The organism is Mesorhizobium sp. M0077, assembly GCF_040322955.1.
Classification (GTDB): Bacteria; Pseudomonadota; Alphaproteobacteria; order Rhizobiales; family Rhizobiaceae; genus Mesorhizobium.
In genome coordinates this window covers 73623-92878 of record NZ_JAMYUL010000002.1, presented here as the reverse complement: position 1 = coordinate 92878, position 19256 = coordinate 73623, and the positions used below count along the sequence as shown (strand labels likewise).

Genomic DNA, 19256 nt, shown 5'->3' with positions numbered 1-19256 from the left:
GAGATGGCGCGCATCGACGTCAACCATGTCAGGCACTCCTACCTGCCCAATCCGCAGAAGGATGCCGATTTTGCGCTGCGGGAAGTGCACCACACATTCGAGGATGGCGGCGCCTACGCGCTGCTTGGGCCTTCGGGTTGCGGCAAAACCACGCTGCTCAACATCATTTCGGGACTTTTGCACCCCTCGCACGGTGAGTTGCTGTTCAACGGCAAGGACGTCACCAATCTGTCGACGCAGGAGCGCAACATCGCGCAGGTGTTCCAGTTCCCGGTCATCTACGACACCATGACCGTTTACGACAATCTTGCCTTCCCGCTGCGCAACCGCGGCGTGCCGGAGGCCGATGTCGACCGCAAGGTGCGCGAGACGCTGGAGATGATCGACCTGGCGTCGTGGGCGAAGAAGAAGGCGAGGGGCCTGACCGCCGACCAGAAGCAGAAGATCTCGCTCGGCCGCGGCTTGGTGCGCTCGGATGTCAATGCTATCCTGTTCGACGAACCGCTGACGGTTATCGATCCGCACATGAAGTGGGTGCTGCGCTCGCAGTTGAAGCAACTGCACCGCCGCTTCGGCTACACCATGGTCTATGTCACCCATGACCAGACCGAGGCGCTGACCTTCGCCGACCAGGTCGTCGTCATGTATGATGGCGGCATCGTCCAGATCGGCACGCCGGCTGAATTGTTCGAGCGCCCGCGCCACACATTCGTCGGTTACTTCATCGGCTCGCCCGGCATGAACGTCATGCCGGTGGCGATCGACGGCAAGACCGCGACCATTGGCAGCCAACGCATCGAGCTGCCCGGCGCGCCAAAGACCGCCGCTGGGAGCTCCGGCGCCATCGAACTCGGCATCCGCCCCGAATATGTCAGGCTCGGCCGTGACGGCATGGCGGTTAAAATCAGCAAGGTCGAGGATCTCGGCCGCCACAAGGTGGTGCGCGCCAGCCTCGAAGGCCGCGAGATCGCTGCCGTCATCGGCGAGGACGAGAGCGTGCCGGCCGACCCAAAGGTTCGCTTCGATCCGGCCGGCATCAACATCTATGCCGATTCCTGGCTGGTTGAGATGGGGCGTGTCGAGATGGGGGCATAGATGGAAAAGACCTGGAACAACAAGGCCTGGTTCCTGGTGCTGCCGGTGCTGGTGCTGGTGGCGTTCTCGGCCGTCATTCCGCTGATGACGGTCGTCAACTATTCGGTGCAGGACACCTTCGGCAACAACGTCTTCTTCTGGGCAGGCACCCAGTGGTTCGAGGAACTGCTGTCGTCCAGCCGCTTCTGGGAAGCGATGGTGCGCAACCTGATCTTCTCCTTCATCATTCTGGCCATCGAAGTGCCGCTCGGCATATTCATCGCGCTCAACATGCCGAAGAAGGGCTGGGGCGTGCCGGTCTGCCTAGTGCTTATGTCGTTGCCGCTGCTCATTCCGTGGAACGTCGTCGGCACCATTTGGCAGGTCTTCGGCCGCAACGACATCGGCCTGCTCGGCTACTACGTCAACGCGCTCGGCATCGACTACAATTACGTTCAGGATCCGTTCGACGCCTGGGTCACCATCATCATCATGGACGTCTGGCACTGGACCAGCCTTGTCGTGCTGCTCTGCTATGCCGGCCTGGTTTCGATCCCGGATGCCTTCTACCAGGCGGCCAAGATCGACGGCGCCTCGCGCTGGGCGGTGTTCCGTTATATCCAGCTGCCGAAGATGCAGCGTGTGCTTTTGATCGCCGTGCTGTTGCGCTTCATGGATAGCTTCATGATCTACACCGAGCCCTTCGTCGTCACCGGCGGCGGCCCCGGCAACTCGACCACCTTCCTGTCGATCGACCTCGTCAAGACCGCGCTCGGCCAGTTCGACCTCGGTCCGGCGGCCGCCATGTCGCTGGTCTACTTCCTGATCATCCTGTTGTTGTCGTGGGTGTTCTACACCGTGATGACCAACTACGACGCGGAGCGCTGAGATGAGCGGCGCCAACGAAAGAGCCGACAGAGTGAGCGAAACCACCGCTTCGGGAAAATTGGCGAGCACGCTTTCGCAGGATCAGGTCGCCCGGCTGATGCGCAAGCGCGGCGAGGAATCGCGCTGGTGGTGGATCGTGCCGACGATCTACATCATCGTGCTTCTGCTGCCGATCTACTGGCTCATCAACATGAGCTTCAAGACCAATGCCGAGATCGTCTCCTCGCTGACGCTCTATCCGCATCAGCCTACGATCGCCAACTACGTCACTATCTTCACCGATGCGTCCTGGTATTCGGGCTACATCAACTCGATCACCTATGTTGTCATGAACATGGTGATTTCCGTGGCTGCGGCGCTGCCGGCGGCCTACGCCTTTTCGCGCTACCGCTTCCTCGGCGACAAGCATCTGTTCTTCTGGCTGCTGACCAACCGCATGGCGCCGCCGGCAGTGTTCGCGCTGCCGTTCTTCCAGCTCTATTCGGCTTTCGGCCTGATCGACACCCACATCGCTGTGGCGCTGGCGCACTGCCTGTTCAACGTGCCGCTGGCGGTGTGGATCCTGGAAGGCTTCATGTCGGGCGTGCCCAAAGAGATCGACGAAACAGCCTATATCGACGGCTACTCCTTCCCGCGCTTCTTCGTCAGGATATTCATGCCGCTGATCGCCAGTGGCATCGGTGTCGCCTGCTTCTTCTGCTTCATGTTCTCATGGGTCGAGCTTTTGATCGCTCGCACGCTGACGACCACCGATGCCAAGCCCATCGCCGCCACCATGACCCGCACCGTTTCGGCCGCCGGCATGGATTGGGGCCTGCTCGCTGCCGCCGGCGTGCTGACGCTGATCCCCGGCGCGCTCGTCATCTGGTTTGTCCGCAACTACATCGCCAAGGGCTTCGCCCTGGGGAGGGTGTGATGAAACAAAAGCACGGGTTCACCCTCACCACCACCGCCAAGGGCTTTGCCCTGGGGAGGGTGTCACCATGAATCTCGACCTCACCTGGATGGCGTGGACGTGGCCGACGGCGGCGTTCTTCGGCACCATTCTTCTACTGCTGTGCGGCATGGCGTTTTGGGAATTTGCCTCGCCGGGCGGCAATCCGCGCGTCGGCATCCTGCGCTTCGAGACGACGCGCGGCGACCGTCTTTTTCTGTCGCTGCTTGGCAGCGCCTTTATCCATCTCGCTTGGCTGGGTCTTGTCGGATCCAACCTGTGGTGGGCTCTCGCTCTCTCCGTGGTCTACGCCGTTGGCGTGTTCCGCTACGTATAGAGGGGGAAACTGTTGGAGCGACCGCGTGCCGGCGGCCGTTCCAGATCACACTTGAAACCTAAATGTGGAGGAAACCTATGCGACGGCAATTTTTAACATCAACTGCCCTTGTCCTGTTGCTCGGGGTAGGCAACGCCTACGCCGGAATGGATGAGGCCAAGGCGTTTCTGGACAAGGAAATCGGCCCGCTGTCGACGCTCGACCGCGCCGGCCAGGAAGCAGAAATGCAGTGGTTCATCGATGCCGCGAAGCCTTTCGCCGGCATGGACATCAAGGTCGTGTCCGAAACCATCGCCACCCACCAGTATGAATCGCAGGTGCTGGCGCCGGCCTTTACCGCCATCACCGGCATCAAGATCACGCATGACGTCATCCAGGAAGGCGACGTCGTCGAGAAGATCCAGACCCAGATGCAGACCGGCCAGAACCTTTATGACGGCTGGGTCAACGATTCCGACCTGATCGGCACCCACTGGCGCTACCAGCAGGTCCGCAACCTGACCGACTGGATGGCGGGCGAGGGCAAGGACGTTACCAATCCGAACCTCGACCTGAAGGATTTTATCGGCACCTCCTTCACCACCGCGCCGGACAAGAAGCTCTATCAGCTGCCCGACCAGCAGTTCGCCAACCTCTACTGGTTCCGTTACGACTGGTTCAACGACGAGAAGAACAAGGCCGACTTCAAGGCGAAATACGGCTACGACCTCGGCGTTCCCGTCAACTGGTCGGCCTATGAGGACATCGCCGAGTTCTTCACCGGCCGCGAGATCGACGGCAAGAAGGTCTATGGCCACATGGACTACGGCAAGAAGGACCCGTCGCTCGGCTGGCGGTTCACTGATGCCTGGCTGTCGATGGCCGGCAACGGCGACAAGGGCCTGCCGAACGGCCTGCCGGTCGACGAATGGGGCATCAAGGTCAACGAGAAATCACAGCCGGTCGGCTCCTGCACGGCGCGCGGCGGCGACACCAACGGCCCGGCTGCCGTCTACTCGATCCAAAAATACCTCGACTGGCTGAAGGCCTACGCTCCGGCCGAAGCCCAAGGCATGACCTTCTCCGAATCCGGCCCGGTGCCGGCACAGGGTGCGGTCGCGCAGCAGATATTCTGGTACACCGCCTTCACCGCTTCGATGGTCGACGCCGGCGCCAAGGCGGTGCTGAACGACGACGGTACGCCGAAGTGGCGCATGGCCCCGTCGCCGCATGGCGTCTACTGGAAGGACGGCATGAAGCTCGGCTATCAGGACGTGGGTTCCTGGACGCTGATGAAGTCGACGCCGACCGACCGCGCCAAGGCCGCCTGGCTCTACGCGCAGTTCGTGACCTCGAAGACGGTCGACGTGAAGAAGAGCCATGTCGGCTTGACCTTCATCCGCGAAAGCACGATCCACGACAAGAGCTTCACCGAACGTGCGCCGAAGCTCGGTGGTCTGATCGAGTTCTACCGCTCGCCGGCCCGCGTTCAGTGGTCGCCGACTGGCACCAACGTGCCCGATTATCCGAAGCTGGCACAGCTCTGGTGGCAGGCGATCGGCGATGCCTCGTCCGGCGCCAAGACGGCGCAGGAAGCCATGGACTCGCTCTGCGCCGAGCAGGAAAAAGTCATGACCCGCATCGAGAAGTCGGGCGTCCAGGGCGATATCGGCCCGAAGATGGCCGAAGAGCATGACCTCGCCTACTGGAACGCCGACGCGGTCAAGAACGGCAATCTCGCGCCTCAGCTGAAGATCGAGAACGAGAAGGAAAAGCCGATCACCATCAACTACGACGAACTGGTGAAGAGCTGGCAGAAGTAATCTTGGCGTACGCGCCAGGATCATAGTGAACGGGGAGGCGGCATCTTGCCGTCTCCCCTGTTTGTATAGGCGAGCTACCGGGAGGACTAATGACCGGATACATCCTTGCAATCGACCAGGGTACGACATCGACCAGGGCGATCCTGTTCGACGGCGCGATGAAGGTCGCCGGCAGCAAGCAGCAGGAATTCACCCAGCATTATCCTGCCTCCGGCTGGGTCGAGCATGATCCGGAAGAGATCTGGGCAAGCGTCGTCGCGACGGTCAAAGGCGCGCTGAAGGCCGCCGGCCGCGAGGCCTCGGATGTGGCGGCGATCGGCATCACCAACCAGCGCGAAACCGTCGTCATCTGGGACAAGGCGACCGGCAAGCCGATCCACAATGCCATCGTCTGGCAGGACCGCCGCACCGCGCCGCTCTGCCAGAAGCTGAAGAAACACGGCCTGGAGAAAAAGTTCACCAAAAAGACCGGCCTACTGCTCGATCCCTATTTCTCCGGCACCAAGATCGCCTGGATGCTGGACAAGGTGAACGGTGCGAGAAAGCGCGCCGAAAAGGGCGAACTGCTCGCCGGCACCATCGACAGTTTTTTGATCTGGCGGCTGACCGGCGGCAAGGTACATGCGACGGATGCCACCAACGCCTCGCGCACGCTGGTCTACAACATCGAGAAAAATGTCTGGGACGACGAGCTGCTCTCCATCCTGCGCATCCCGGTGGCGATGCTGCCTGAGGTCAAGGATTGCGCCGACGACTACGGCGTGACGGAAAAAAGCCTGTTTGGCGCCGAAATCAAAATCCTTGGCGTGGCCGGCGATCAGCACGCAGCGACCATCGGCCAGGCCTGTTTCGAGCCAGGCATGATGAAATCGACCTATGGCACCGGCTGCTTTGCGCTGCTCAACACCGGCGCCGATCTGGTGCGCTCGAAGAACCGGCTGTTGACCACCATCGCCTATCGGCTGAACGGCAAGACTACCTATGCCTTGGAAGGCTCGATCTTCATCGCGGGTGCCGCCGTGCAATGGCTGCGCGATGGCATCAAGGTGATCGGCAAGGCCGAGCATAGCGGCGTATTGGCGGCAACCGCCGACCCTACGCAGAACGTCTATCTCGTGCCGGCTTTCGTCGGTCTCGGCGCGCCGCATTGGGACGCCGAGGCGCGTGGCGCGATCTTCGGGCTGACCCGCAACTCTGGCCCGGCGGAGTTCGCCCGCGCGGCGCTTGAATCCGTCGCCTACCAGACGCGCGATCTCCTCGACGCCATGCGCAAGGACTGGAAGGGGGCATCGGCCAAAACCGTGCTTCGCGTCGACGGCGGCATGGTGGCCTCCGACTGGACCATGCAGCGGCTGGCCGATATCCTCGATGCGCCGGTCGATCGCCCGACCATTCTGGAGACCACGGCGCTGGGCGCAGCGTGGCTTGCCGGCTCGAAGGCGGGTGTGTTGCCGAAGGCGAAGGATTTTGCCAGGAGTTGGGCGCTCGAGCGCCGCTTCAAGCCGGACATGGATGCCGACACCCGCTCGGCAAAACTGGCGGGTTGGCGCGACGCGGTGCGCCGGACATTGAGCGCGTCCTGATTTCGCACTTAAGACCAAGTCCGCGAAAAGACGAAGCCCGCGCCCGTTGCCGGCGCAGGCTCCGTCCTACCCTAACTTCGCCCTAAACACATCAATAGGGCGAATTACACTGCCGCCGAGGGCCGTAGTTGGGCTGGAATGTGTTGTCCGAGGCGCGGTAGGAGCGATAGCGGTCGTAGCACCACTGCACATGCGCATCGCCGCCGTAGACGCGGTTGTTCTCGCTGTTGACGATCGCACCGGTGATCAAGGCGCCGGTGGCGAAGGCAGCCAGCGGGAACCAGTAGTCGCCGTGACGGCGATAGCCGCGGTGATATTCGCGATAGCCGCGATGGCCATTCCAATAGCTGCCGCCATCATTGTTGCGCGAGAACTGGCGGCCTACGCGGAAATCGCGATTGCCGGAATTGCGGTTGCCGTGGCGCATCCACCGCCAGTTGTCATGACGAGAATCGCCCACATTCACGATGTCGGACGAAGTTGCTGATGACTGGGGCACGAACATCTGGGCGGCATTGGCCGGCATAGCGGCGGCCGCGGCAAACGAAATTGACAGGGTGGTCGCCAGTAGACCCGTTGCGATCTTGTTCATGATCTTCTCCTTGAAGGGTGGTTGACGTCCCTTGTGAGACGAAAACGGCCCGCTCGTGCGATGGTTCCCACCAAAACAGTAAGTTGCTGATTTGTAATGTTTCTCGAATTCGGCGCGTGAGAAAAGGCGCGTCTCGCGCGCCAACAGATCGAAGCGGCGACCACGTTGCGGGAGCGGCTCACCGGGCTGGTGACGACGCAATTTGCGGCGCGTCTGGCGATGGCTGAAACCCCGGTCGAAGGGCCATCTTTTTCCGGTTGACCGGTCGCGGCACTCTCCCTATGTTCCGCGCAATTTCGAGGGCGGCCTTTAGAGCCCGCGGGAGCGCGTAGCTCAGCCGGTAGAGCAACTGACTTTTAATCAGTAGGTCTCGGGTTCGAACCCCGACGCGCTCACCAGAAATACTTCGTGCGGAAGTTGCCCTGTCAGCAGCCCCCATCGCCCCTACAATCGTTGCCCGGTCTTGACGTCGAACAGATGAGCGCAGGCGCGGTCGATCTCGATGCGCATCTGCTCGCCCTGTTTCAGTGCCAGCCGCTCGCGGAAAAGGCAGGAGATTTCTTCTCCGGCGCAGTCGACCCTGGCAAAGATTTCCGAACCCGTTGCTTCCAGAAGCACGATCGTGCCGGGGATTCCTTTGGCGGTCGTCGCTCGGATGTGTTCGGGGCGGATGCCGTAGATGAGGTCGCCGCCGGGTATGTTTGCCAGGTCGATGCCTTCCGGCAGCGGCAAGATCAGTCCACCGGCGCTGCGGAAAACACCTTCCTCGACATGGCCCCGAATGAAATTCATCGCCGGCGAGCCGATGAAGCCGGCAACGAAGAGGTTGGCCGGGCGATCGTAGAGATCGAGCGGCGCGCCGATCTGCTCGACAAGGCCGTCATGCAGCACGACGATCTTGTCGGCCATGGTCATGGCCTCGATCTGGTCGTGGGTGACGTAGATGGTGGTGGTTCCCAGCCGCTGGTGCAGCGCCTTGATCTCGCCGCGCATCTGCACGCGCAATTTGGCGTCGAGATTGGACAGCGGCTCGTCGAACAGGAACACCTGCGGGTCGCGCACGATGGCCCGGCCCATGGCGACGCGCTGGCGCTGGCCGCCGGAAAGCTGACGCGGATAGCGGTCGAGCAGCTTGTCCAGGCCGAGAATGCTGGCGGCCCTGCCGACGCGGCCGGCGGTGTCGGCCGGATCGGCTTTCTTGATCTTCAGGGCAAAGCCCATATTTTCGGCCACCGTCATATGCGGATACAGCGCGTAGTTCTGGAACACCATGGCGATGTTTCGGTCGCGCGCCCTGAGATTGTTGACGACGCGATCGCCAATGGCGATCCTGCCGCCCGAGATCGTTTCCAGTCCGGCAATCATGCGCAGCAGCGTCGACTTTCCGCAGCCCGACGGCCCGACCAGGATGACGAATTCGCCATCGACGATGTCGACGCTGACATCGTGGATGATCTTGGCGGCTCCGAAAGCCTTCTGAACGTTGTTGATTGTTACCGATGCCATTGGATTTCTCCCGGAAATGAGTGATGTCGGGGCCGTGCCTCAGCCGCCCTTGACGGCGCCTGCGGTCAGCCCGGCGACGATCTGCCTTTGCGCGAACAGGGTCAGCACCAGCACCGGCAGCGTCACCACAAGTGCTGCGGCGGCGAGCGGACCCCAGCTCACCTGCTCGTAGGAAAGCATGTTGTAGACGGCGACCGGCAGCGTGCGGGTCTCGCGGCTGGCGAGCACAATGCCGAAGACGAAATTGTTCCATGAGAAGATGATCGACAGGATGAAGGCGACGACAATGCCCGGCTTGGCGATGGGCAAGGCGACCAGCCGGAACACCTGCCAGGAACTGGCGCCATCGATGTTGGCCGCTTCTTCCAGCTCCATCGGCGTGGTCTCGAAATAGCCGATCATCACCCAGACCACGATCGGCACCGTCACCACCAGATGGATGATGATCTGCGGCCACAGCGTGCCGAGAATGCCGACCCACTGGAACAGCAGGAACAGCGGAATGAGATAGGAAAGCCCCGGCGTCATGCGGGCGATCATGATGACCACCGCCGAGCGTTCGGCCTTGAGCCGCGCGATGCCATAGCCGGCCGGCACGCCGATCAGCAGCGCCAGCAACGTTGCCGTGCCCGTCACCAGAACCGAATTCCAGAAATAGAGCAGGAAATTGTTCTCCTCGAATACCTTTACATAGTTCGACCAGGCGAGATGTTCCGGGATCAGGATCGGCGGGTATGCACCGTTGTCGATCTCGAACTTCAGCGACAGCGAGATCATCCAGAGGAAGAACAGGATCGCCGGCGAGACGAAGACCAGAGCCGCGAAAAACAGCCCGATCCGGTTGAGCAGCCGTGAACTCATCTATTTGCCCTCCACCCCGATCCATTGGGAGCGCTGGCGCAGCATCAGCAGGATGAAGGACAGCGCGACGATGACGATGAAGAACACCACGGCCATGGCCGAGCCATAGCCGATGTCGTAGTAGGAGAAGGCGGTGTTGTAGAGATAGATGTTGATGGTTTCCGAGGCCGTGCCCGGTCCGCCCTGGGTCATGGCATAGATGATGTCAAAACTTTTCAGCGCATCGATGGTGCGGATGATCATCGCGATCATCAGGAACGGCGCGATCATCGGCAAGGTGAGATAGCGGAATTGCTGCCAGGCGTTGGCGCCATCGATCTCGGCGCTCTCGAAGGGCTCGCGCGGCACGGAGGCCAAGCCGCCCAGCACGATCAGCATCACCAGCGGCGTCCACTGCCAGGTCTCGACCGCAACCAGGGACGGGATGACCGTCCTGGCATTAAAGATCCATTCCTGCGCCGGGATGCCGACCAGCGACAACAGATAGTTGAGCACGCCAAGCTGGGGATGGAACATCATCGTCCAGACCAGCGCCACGGCGACTGGCGTTGCCATCATCGGCATGACGAAGACGCCGCGCAACAGGCCGCGCAGCGGAAATTTGGCGTCGAAGATCAGCGCCGCGACAGTGCCAAGGAACATCGGCGCCGCAACCGAAAGCGCCGTGTAGGTCAGCGTATGGAAAAGCGATTCCCAGAAGCGTTGGTCGACGGCCAGCCGCAGGTAATTTTCCATCCCGGCAAAGCTTCGCGCCTGGCCGAGGGTCCAGCGGTTGACGCTCATCCACAGCGTGAAGGCCCAGGGAAAGACGATCACGGCGCCGATGACGACGAGCGCCGGGGCGACGAAAGGCCAGTAGTTGGGAGCCAGACGGATGGTCTGGCTCCCTTCGATGGCTTGCGTCGTCACCCCGGTGCGTTCTGGGGTGATGGCGGACATCAGCCTTGCTCGCTCCGGTCGAGCACCGGCTGGAACTGCTCGGTGGCCTTCTTCAGTTCCTCCGCCGGATCGGCGCCGGCGATCAGATTGGTCAGCGCCACGCCATAGATGTCGCGGAACTCGGTGACCGGAATGATGACCGGCAGCGACAGCCGGCTGACATTGCCCGAGCCGACCACGGCATCGAGCCAACTCGCCGGCATGGTGACGCCTTCGCGCACCTTGGGATCTTCCAGCACCGACTTGCGGAACGGCACGCCGGCACCCGCCTGCAGCAGGCGCGCGCCCATGGCGGGCGAAATCGCCCACTGGCAGAAGAGGTAGGCGGCCTCCTTCTTCTCGCTGGTGGCCGTCACGCCGAGGCCGTCGCCAAAGGTGCCGGCGGCATGCGCCTTGGGCCCCTTGGGCATGACGCCGTAGCCAACCTTGCCGACCACTCGTGACTTTTCCGGATTTTCCATTGGCGGGGCAAAGCCGACGCCATCGAACCACATCCCGATCTTGCCTTGCAGGAAGGCGGACTGGGCTTCGGCCCAGTTGAATCCGGTGACGCCTGGAGGCGCCGACTTGGTCATCAGCCGCTGGTAGAGGCTGGCCGCCTCGACCGCCTCGGGCGAGGTCGTGCGCAGCTTGCCCTTGTCGTCGAGCGGCGTCATGTCGTAGCCGAGCATAAGCGACGTCCACACCGGCGTGTTGGCGTTCTTGAGGCCGCGGGCGACAAATCCATAGGTGTTGGTCGACGGGTCGGTCAGCGCTTCGGCCGCCGCCACCAATTGCTCGAAGGTTTCAGGGTATTTGAGGCCCTTGGCCTCGAACAATTCCTTGTTCCAGTAGACGATCCAGTAGTCGACTGAGAACGGTAGCGAGCGCAGCACGCCCTGGCCGTCCTTGGCAAACAGCATGCCGGCATCGGCGAAATCGGTTTCCACCAGCGCAGGATCGGTCAGGGTCGAGTCAGCGAGATAGCCTGATATGTCGGCCAGCCAGCCGCCCTTTTCGAACTGCCGCTTCTGCACGTGGTAGCTCAGATGCACGACATCGAAGCTCGGCTTGCCGGAGCTGAGTTCGATCACCGTCTTCTGGCGCTGCTGCTGTTCCGGCGTCGCTTCGGCATTGACCTTGATCCCGGTCAGTTCCTCGAACTCGGCGATGTATTTTATCAGCGTGTCGCTGCGCGGGCTTTTCACCAGATTGACGTCAAGCGTCGTTCCCGCAAAGCGCTTCCAGTCGACGCCGGCGGCAAAGCTTGGGCGAACACCGGCAAAGCCGGCGGCGGCAAGGGCGGCGGTTCCCTGGAGGAGTTGCCTCCTGGTTGGGTTGAACAGATTGGACGACATTTTCTTCCTCCCGGTTGTTGTCGTTGTCGATTGCGCCGCAGCGACCGCGGCGCGGCTCATGCTTCCTCAGATTTGCAGCGCCAGCCGGCGCGCCTTATCGATATGCTGGCTAATGGCCTCGACCGCCTTGCCAGGGTCGCGGCTCTGCATCGCATCGATCACCGCCAGGTGCTCGCGCATGACCGGCACGACGCGCCCGTCGATACGGAACCGTTCCTGGTGGATCAGGCGGATCTTCACCGAATTGACCAGATAGGCCTTGGCGATGATCTCGTTGCCCAGCGCATCGATGAACGTGTCGTGCATGGCCCAGTCGATGGTCTGCGCCTTGGCCTCCATCTCCGGCGTCGGGGTTTGCGCCAGCGCCTGGGCAAGCATGTCCTCATGCTCGCGCCGCAAGCGGGCAAGCTCGGCATCGGAGGCGCTTACCGTAAACAGCGCCACCGCTTCACGCTCCATGAACAGGCGGAACTGAAAGGCCTCGCGGATCAGGCTGATGTCTATATGGGCGATCTGCATGCCGCGCTGCGGGATGGTCGTCAGCAGTCCTTCCGCCTCGAGACGCGGCACGATCTCGCGAATGGCGCCGAGTGGCAGTCCGGTGAAGGCAACCAGCTCACGTTGCGACACGAACTGGCCCGGCTTGAAGTCGCGCGCCAGCAAATGCCGCGTGAAGCTGGCATAGGCCTTCTCCCTGAGGGTGGTCGGTTCGTTGCCGTCTTCCATTTCGGCGCGCTTCCCTTTGCCGGTCAGGCCGGTTCCCTGGCAAACAGGCTGTCATAGGCTGCGGCAAGCTGCTGCTGCCCTTGCAACGCAATCGGCTCCAGCGGCGGACGGACCGCCAGCCAGCGCTCGTCGCCGGTCTTGCGCGCCACCATGACCTTTACCGCGGGGGTGACCGGATATTTCAGCAATTCGAGCACAAAACTTTCGACGCGAGGATCGTCGCGCCCGTCCTCGGCCATGGCGCGGATTTCGTCCGGCACGAAATTGGCCATGCCCGAGATTGCACCTTGAGCACCCAGTCGCACCGCACGCGCCAGATGCCTTTCATCGCCGATCAGGATCACCAGATCGCCATAGGCGGCAAGCAGCGCCTCGCTGTAGCTCCAGTTTCCACCGGAATCCTTCACCCCGGCGACCACGTCGGGAAAAGCAGTGCGCAATCGGCCGATCAGGCCAAGCGAAAGCTGCACCATGGTAACCGAAGGGATGTTGTAGAGCAGCACGTCACGGGCGAGGGGGCCGAGCGCGGCAAAGACGGCGGAGAACCAGCCGAAAAGGCCCTCCTCGCCGACATTCTTGAAGTAGCTCGGCGGGGCCAGCAGAATGTTTCGGGCGCCTCGCTGCAAGGCATGCTGTGCCTGTTCGGCGGCGTCTTCGGCGGCGTCGACCAGCACGCCGGCAACGAGTTGATGCGGCAGGATTCCAGCAGCCAGCATGGCTTCGTTCACCGACCGCCGCTCCGTCGTGCCCACCGATGCGCCTTCCCCTGTGGTGCCGAAAAGCGTCACGCTGCCGCAACCCTGCGCCAGGCAACTTTTGGCCTGAGCGATCATGAGGGCGGTGGCGATCTGCCCTCGGGCATCGAAAGGTGTGGCGAGAGCGGCCGAAAGGCCAAAGCGTGATGTCACCGGAAGGTCTCCGAAGTAGGTGTGTATGCCGTGTTAGCACACTAACATGTTAGTCGTAAATTGGGGTGGTGCGCTTTTTTAACAGCGGAGGGCCTTATCGAGCGGTTCACGGGTTCGAAGCTCATGGCGGATCGAGACCATTGGCGAAACAGCAGGATGGCCCAGTGTTCGGGCGCGGAGCGGCAGCTCCAACCTTGTCCCCATCCCAGTCGATGGCTAAACTCAGCCTTTCCCAGGGGAGGGTTCTGACATGACACTTCAGCTTTCGGCGGATGCTGTCGCTCCTAAGGCGGCGGCGCCTCAAAAATACCTCTTCGGCCCGGTCGCCGATTTCCTCATGCTGGGCGGCAGCGCCTTTCTCATCCTGCCGGTGCTGTTTCTCGTTCCGCTCGAATATGAAGGTCCGGTGGCCGCAACGATGGTCTTCGTGGCCTATCTCGTGAACTATCCCCACTTCGCCCACTCCTACCAGCTCTTCTACCGCAATTTCGGGCGCAAGGTGACGGGCGACGGCTACGACAGGAGCCTGCAGCTCCGTTACATCTTCGCGGGCATTGTCGTGCCCCTGGTCATGGCCGGGTTCTTTGCCTATGGCGCCGCGGCGGCGAACACGCGCCTGCTCGGCTATGCCACCAACGCCATGTTCTTTTTTGTCGGTTGGCACTACGTCAAGCAGGGCTACGGCATGCTGATGGTGGATGCGGTGCTGAAGCGCAAATTCTTCGACGACCGCGACAAGAAGGTGCTGCTGGTGAACTCCTATGCGGTGTGGATCCTGGCATGGCTGCAGACGAATACGGCGGTCACCCAGGGCAAATATTATGGCCTGGACTATTACACATTCGCGGCCCCTTCCTGGATTACCGACATCGGCATGCTGGCGGCCGTTGCGTCGACGGCGGCCACGCTTTTGATGCTGGTCAATCGTTGGCGGAAGAACGGCGCCGGTCTGCCCTATAACGGTTTGGTGGCCTATGTCGCGTCGCTCTATCTCTGGATCCTGATTGCGCGCGTAAACCCGCTTTGGCTGCTGATCGTGCCCGCGCTCCACTCGCTGCAGTATCTCGCCGTGGTCTGGCGCTACCAGACGAACGTCGAGCGAGACAGTTCCGATGCCGAAGGCGATCCGCAGCCGAAAATCCTGTCCTTTCTTGGCCCCCTCTACAGGTTTCGGCTCCTCGGCTTCATCGTCGGCGGCACGGCCCTTGGCTATCTCGGCTTCTGGCTGATCCCATCCGCCCTGACGGCTTTGATTCCCTATGACAGGCAAGTGCTGGGGTCATCGCTGTTCTTCTTCATCGTGCTCATCTTCATCAATGTGCACCATTATTTTCTGGACAATGTGATGTGGCGCCGTGGCAATCCGGAGGTATCGAAGTATCTGTTCCGCTGACTGATGCGCAGACTGTCGAGCCCGGTTTTCGTCAGCTGTCGAGTATGCCATTGCGAGCGTGATCGTCAGTGCAACGGAGAGCCCTGGAATGGCGGAGTGTTTTTCCGAGAGCCGCCTGGAAAAATACCCTGCGGTGGCATCTGTACCGGCGTTGGCGCCGCCGGCGTGACCCTCGACGCGTGAGTTGCGGCCGACGTGCGGCGGGATCGGGTGGAACGTCACGAAACTAGTGAGACATTGCCGCCGGCATGGCGCTCGATGCGGCCGGCAAGGTCGAGTTCCAGCAGCACCATGGAGACTTGCGCGGAGTTGAGGCCGGTGTGGCGGATGATCTCGTCCACGCCCACCGGCGTTGGGCCCAGCACCTCGAGCACGCCGCTGCGTTCGTCCTCACCGGGTGGGGGAGTTGCCGAAAAATCGGGTGCCTTTTCTGGCGGCGCAATGCTTCGCGTTCGCGTACCCGCCAAGGGTGCGATCGCACCGGAAACATCGGCCGCCTCGGTGACCAGGGTGGCGCCGTCCTTGAGCAGGCCGTTGGAGCCGGCGCAGCGCGGATCGAGTGGCGAACCCGGTACGGCAAAGACCAGCCGGCCCATCTCGCCGGCCAGGCGCGCGCTGATCAGCGAGCCGGAGCGTTGCGCAGCTTCGATCACTACCAGTCCGAGGGCGGCGCCCGCGACAAGCCGGTTGCGGCGCGGAAAATCCTGCGCCCGCGGCTGCCAGCCGAACGGCATTTCCGAAATGACGGCGCCGCCACGCTCGGCAATGTCGTCGCACAAGCCGATATTTTCGGGCGGGTAGGGGACATCGAGCCCACCGGCCAGCACGCCGACTGTGCCAGTGGAAAGACTGCCTTGGTGTGCGGCCGTGTCGATGCCGCGCGCCAGGCCGGAAACGATGACGTAGCCGTCGCGGCCAAGATCCGCCGCCAGCATGCGCGCCATCTTGATGCCGGCGAGCGACGCGTTGCGGGCGCCGACGATGGCCACCGCCGGCAGGCGAAAGACGGCTGCCTCGCCCTTCACGGCAATCAGCGGCGGCGGATTGTCCATGTTTTTCAGCATCGGCGGGTAGTCGGCCTCGCCGATGCCGACGAAGCGGGCGCCGTTTTCACTGGCTGCGTCGAGTTCCGCTTCGGCTTCCTCGACGGAAGGAATGCGCATGATCCTTTTGGCTCCGCCCGAAATCATCAGCTCGGGCAGCATCTCCAACGCCGCCTCCGCCGAACCAAAGCGGTTGATCAATTCGCGAAACGAGGCCGGGCCGACATTTTGTGTGCGGATCAGCCGCAGCCAGCTCAGCCGCTGCCGGTCGCTGAGGCGCGGCCCGCCGGGGGGCTTGCTCAACCCTTGGCTCCGATCTTGCCTTCGGTGCCGGCAAGAAGGCGCGAAATGTTGGTGCGATGTTTGAAGATGACGATCAGGCTCATCACCAGGAACAGCCCGGCGGTCTCAGGTGTGCTCCAGAAATAAAGCGCGATCGGCACGATGACCGCCGCCGTCAGCGCTGCCAGCGAGGAATAGCGAAACAGAAAAGCCATCGCCAGCCAGACGACGATAAAGATCAGCGCCACATGCCAGCCGAGCGCGATCAGCACGCCGAGATAGGTCGCCACGCCCTTGCCGCCCTTGAAACCGAGCCAGACCGGAAACAGATGGCCAAGGAAGGCGCCAAGGCCCGCCCAGAGTCCAAGGCCGGCCCACAGTCCGTAGTCGTGTCCAAAATGGCGCGCGATCATCACCGCCGCCGTACCCTTCAACGCGTCGAGCACCAGCGTCGCGGCGGCGAGGCCCTTGTTGCCGGTGCGCAGAACGTTGGTGGCGCCGATATTGCCGGAGCCGATTTTGCGCACATCGCCGAGGCCGGCCGCGCGGGTGATCAAGAGGCCGAAGGGAATCGAGCCGAGGAGAGAGCCGAACAGCAATGCCAGGATAACGTTATAACTCATTGTTTGCCCCCGCATTTCCCCAGCAACATATCGGTCTGCGACGTGGCGCGATCGCTCTAGCTCGAAAACACTGTGCGGCCCGCCACCAGCGTTTGCAAGACCATGCCTTGCAGCCGCGCACCTTCGAAGCAGGTGTTTTTCGAGCGCGAGCGGATGCCGCTTTCACTCACGATCCAGGGTTCTTCAAGGTCGATCAGCGCAAGATCGGCCGGCGCTCCCGGCTTCAGCGTGCCGCCCGGCAGGCCGAACAGCCTTGCTGGTGCGGTGGACAGTGTTTCGACCAGCCGAAGTAGCGGCACGTCGCCATTGTGGTAGAGCCGAAGCGCTGCTCCAAGCAGCGTCTCCAACCCGATCGCGCCGGCAGCTGCATCGGCGAAGGGAAGGCGCTTGGTGTCGACATCCTGAGGGTCGTGCGAGGAGACGATGATGTCGATCGTGCCGTCCTTGACCGCCTCGATCATGGCCAGCCGGTCTTCCTCCGCGCGCAAAGGCGGCGTCAGCCGGAAGAAGGTGCGGTATTCCCCGACATCGTTCTCGTTCAGCGACAGATTGTGGATCGCCACGCCCGCCGTGACATTGGCCTTGTCGGCTTTCGCGCGCGTCATCGCTTGCGCTGCCATCGCCGTCGAGATCTTGGCCGCGTGGTAGGCGCCGCGCGTCAGCCGTGCCAGCGCCAGGTCGCGCTCCAGCGGGATGGACTCGGCCTCGCGCGGAATGCCGGCAAGGCCGAGCCAGCTGGCATACAGGCCTTCATTCATCACGCCTGCCGAAGCGAGGTCGCCATCCTGTGTCTCATGTGCGATGACGCCACCGAAATCGCGGGCATAGGTGAGAGCCCGGCGCATCACCAGTGCGCTGGATATTGTGTGCCGCCCATCGGTGAAGGCGACCGCACCGGCCTCGCGCAACAGGCCGAATTCGGTCATCTCGCGACCGGCGAGGCCTTTGGTGATCGCCGCCGCCGGAAAGATGTTGACGCTTGCCGTGTCCCGGGCGGTGCGCAGCACGAATTCGACCAGCGCGACATTGTCGATCACCGGGTCCGTGTCGGGCATCATAACGACGGAGGTAACGCCGCCGGCCGCCGCCGCAACGCTGGCCGAAGCGATGGTCTCGCGATGTTCGCCGCCCGGTTCGCCGATGAAGACGCGCGCGTCGATCAGGCCGGGAATGATTGCCTTGCCGGCGCAGTCGACCACGGTGGCTCCCGCCGGCAGGCCCTGGTTCAGGGCAGCCTTGCCGGCGGCAACGATCTTTTTCCCCTCGACGATCACGGTGCCGACCTCGTCGATGCCGCGTGACGGGTCGACGATGCGGGCGCGCTCAAAGACCGTCGTGCTCATGCCACCCGGCCCTCGTTGCGGCGCGGGTCGAGCAGCGCTTCCATCACCGCCATGCGCACGGCGACACCCATCTCGACCTGTTCCTGGATGACGCTTTGGGGACCGTCGGCGATTTCGGACGCAATCTCGACGCCGCGGTTCATCGGACCGGGATGCATCACCAGCGCGCCGTCCTTGGCGGCCTTCAGCTTTTCGGCATCGAGGCCGAAATAGCGGAAATATTCGCGTACCGAAGGCACGAAGGCGCCTTCCATCCGCTCACGCTGCAGGCGCAGCATCATCACCACGTCGGCGCCCTTGAGGCCCTCGGCCATCGAGCGCGAGACGATGACGCCCATTTTCTCGATGCCGGTGGGCAGCAGCGTCGACGGCGCCACGACCCGCACCTGCGCGCCAAGCGCGTTCAAGAGCATGATGTTGGAACGCGCGACGCGCGAATGCAGGATGTCGCCGCAGATCGCTACGATCAGTTTCGACAGCGGCCCCTTGGCGCGGCGGATGGTCAGCGCGTCGAGCAGCGCCTGCGTCGGGTGTTCATGCGCGCCGTCGCCGGCATTGACCACCGAGCAGCCGACCTTCTGCGCCAAACGGGCGGCGGCGCCCGCAGACTGGTGGCGGATGATCAGGATGTCGGGGCGCATGGCGTTCAGAGTCATGGCCGTGTCGATCAGCGTCTCGCCCTTCTTCACCGAAGAGCTCGCCACCGACATGTTCATGACGTCGGCGCCGAGCCGTTTCCCGGCCAGTTCGAACGACGACTGCGTGCGCGTCGAGGCTTCGTAGAAGAGGTTGATCTGGGTGCGGCCGCGCAGCGTCGAGGTCTTCTTTTCGGACTGCCGCGAAATGGCGACGGCGCGATCTGCCCGGTCGAGCAGGAGCTCGATATCACCGGGGGAAAGATCGCGGATGCCCAGAAGATGGCGGTGAGGATAAAGCGGCAGGGACGAAGCGTCGGTCATCTCAAGGCGCTGCTATAGGGGGGAGAATTCCTTGCCGCAAGCGTCAGCTTGGCATTGCGGCCTTTCTCCCCGGTATTTTCGTCGCGCGCGCCGCCTGCCTTGGGCTATATCTAGCCGATTGCTTCG

18 protein-coding genes and 1 tRNA gene are annotated in these 19256 nt (G+C 62.6%); 8 read left to right on the top strand and 11 right to left on the bottom strand.

Features of this window, described 5'->3' with window-relative positions; translation table 11 throughout:
* Positions 1–3 precede the first annotated feature (3 nt).
* The 6 genes from NKJ57_RS04620 (at position 4) to glpK (ending at position 6618) form a co-directional block, all read left to right on the top strand.
* Positions 4–1095 carry an ABC transporter ATP-binding protein gene (locus tag NKJ57_RS04620; protein WP_023730147.1) on the top strand — a complete coding sequence of 364 codons (1092 nt, stop codon included), beginning with the start codon at positions 4–6 and terminating at the stop codon, positions 1093–1095.
* Entirely contained in the window at positions 1096–1962 is an 867-nt protein-coding gene (locus NKJ57_RS04615) for a carbohydrate ABC transporter permease (protein ID WP_023670975.1), read from the top strand.
* 1 nt (position 1963) lies between these two features.
* A complete protein-coding gene (locus NKJ57_RS04610; RefSeq protein ID WP_023670976.1) occupies positions 1964–2878 on the top strand; it encodes a carbohydrate ABC transporter permease in 915 nt (304 codons plus the stop codon).
* 67 nt (positions 2879–2945) lie between these two features.
* Complete coding sequence (locus NKJ57_RS04605) at positions 2946–3233, top strand: DUF2160 domain-containing protein (RefSeq protein WP_023670977.1); 288 nt, start codon at positions 2946–2948, stop codon at positions 3231–3233.
* Between the two features lie 77 nt (positions 3234–3310).
* Positions 3311–5035, top strand: a complete 1725-nt coding sequence (locus tag NKJ57_RS04600) for an ABC transporter substrate-binding protein (RefSeq protein WP_023748726.1) — start codon at positions 3311–3313, stop codon at positions 5033–5035.
* A gap of 89 nt (positions 5036–5124) precedes the next feature.
* A complete protein-coding gene (gene glpK, locus NKJ57_RS04595) occupies positions 5125–6618 on the top strand; it encodes a glycerol kinase GlpK (RefSeq protein WP_023754891.1) in 1494 nt (497 codons plus the stop codon).
* 91 nt (positions 6619–6709) lie between these two features.
* Here the strand turns inward: glpK and NKJ57_RS04590 are convergent, their stop codons facing one another.
* Entirely contained in the window at positions 6710–7210 is a 501-nt protein-coding gene (locus NKJ57_RS04590; RefSeq protein ID WP_023724353.1) for a BA14K family protein, read from the bottom strand.
* A gap of 322 nt (positions 7211–7532) precedes the next feature.
* On the opposite strand from NKJ57_RS04590, the gene NKJ57_RS04585 reads away from it, so the two are divergent.
* Positions 7533–7608 (top strand) — tRNA-Lys (locus tag NKJ57_RS04585).
* A gap of 46 nt (positions 7609–7654) precedes the next feature.
* Here NKJ57_RS04585 and NKJ57_RS04580 read toward each other — a convergent pair.
* From NKJ57_RS04580 to NKJ57_RS04555, 6 genes are all read right to left on the bottom strand, one after another.
* Positions 7655–8716 carry an ABC transporter ATP-binding protein gene (locus NKJ57_RS04580; RefSeq protein WP_352512602.1) on the bottom strand — a complete coding sequence of 354 codons (1062 nt, stop codon included), beginning with the start codon at positions 8714–8716 and terminating at the stop codon, positions 7655–7657.
* 39 nt (positions 8717–8755) lie between these two features.
* On the bottom strand, positions 8756–9577 hold the full coding sequence (locus tag NKJ57_RS04575; protein WP_023700756.1) for a carbohydrate ABC transporter permease: 822 nt from the start codon (positions 9575–9577) through the stop codon (positions 8756–8758).
* Positions 9578–10516, bottom strand: a complete 939-nt coding sequence (locus tag NKJ57_RS04570) for a carbohydrate ABC transporter permease (protein WP_352512600.1) — start codon at positions 10514–10516, stop codon at positions 9578–9580.
* Entirely contained in the window at positions 10516–11853 is a 1338-nt protein-coding gene (locus tag NKJ57_RS04565) for an ABC transporter substrate-binding protein (RefSeq protein ID WP_023819934.1), read from the bottom strand. The genes NKJ57_RS04570 and NKJ57_RS04565 overlap by 1 nt, the downstream gene beginning before the upstream one ends.
* Before the next feature lie 66 nt (positions 11854–11919).
* A complete protein-coding gene (locus tag NKJ57_RS04560) occupies positions 11920–12579 on the bottom strand; it encodes a GntR family transcriptional regulator (RefSeq protein WP_352512598.1) in 660 nt (219 codons plus the stop codon).
* Positions 12580–12602: 23 nt separating this feature from the next.
* The gene (locus NKJ57_RS04555) at positions 12603–13487 is read right to left on the bottom strand and encodes a dihydrodipicolinate synthase family protein (protein WP_352512597.1); all 885 of its coding nucleotides are present in this window, start codon (positions 13485–13487) and stop codon (positions 12603–12605) included.
* A 250-nt stretch (positions 13488–13737) separates the two neighbouring features.
* Here NKJ57_RS04555 and NKJ57_RS04550 point away from each other — a divergent pair, with 250 nt between their 5' ends.
* A complete protein-coding gene (locus NKJ57_RS04550) occupies positions 13738–14880 on the top strand; it encodes a hypothetical protein (protein WP_352512596.1) in 1143 nt (380 codons plus the stop codon).
* 218 nt (positions 14881–15098) lie between these two features.
* On the opposite strand, the gene dprA is transcribed toward NKJ57_RS04550, so the two are convergent.
* Genes dprA through NKJ57_RS04530 form a run of 4 tightly spaced genes read right to left on the bottom strand, consistent with a single transcriptional unit; the run spans position 15099 to position 19130 of the window.
* Positions 15099–16226, bottom strand: a complete 1128-nt coding sequence (gene dprA, locus NKJ57_RS04545) for a DNA-processing protein DprA (RefSeq protein WP_023738699.1) — start codon at positions 16224–16226, stop codon at positions 15099–15101.
* Complete coding sequence (plsY, locus tag NKJ57_RS04540) at positions 16223–16828, bottom strand: glycerol-3-phosphate 1-O-acyltransferase PlsY (protein WP_023738700.1); 606 nt, start codon at positions 16826–16828, stop codon at positions 16223–16225. The genes dprA and plsY overlap by 4 nt, the downstream gene beginning before the upstream one ends.
* A 56-nt stretch (positions 16829–16884) precedes the next feature.
* Positions 16885–18171, bottom strand: coding sequence for a dihydroorotase (locus NKJ57_RS04535; protein WP_023706213.1), 1287 nt, complete (start codon positions 18169–18171; stop codon positions 16885–16887).
* Complete coding sequence (locus tag NKJ57_RS04530) at positions 18168–19130, bottom strand: aspartate carbamoyltransferase catalytic subunit (protein ID WP_352512594.1); 963 nt, start codon at positions 19128–19130, stop codon at positions 18168–18170. The genes NKJ57_RS04535 and NKJ57_RS04530 overlap by 4 nt, the downstream gene beginning before the upstream one ends.
* Positions 19131–19256 lie beyond the last annotated feature (126 nt).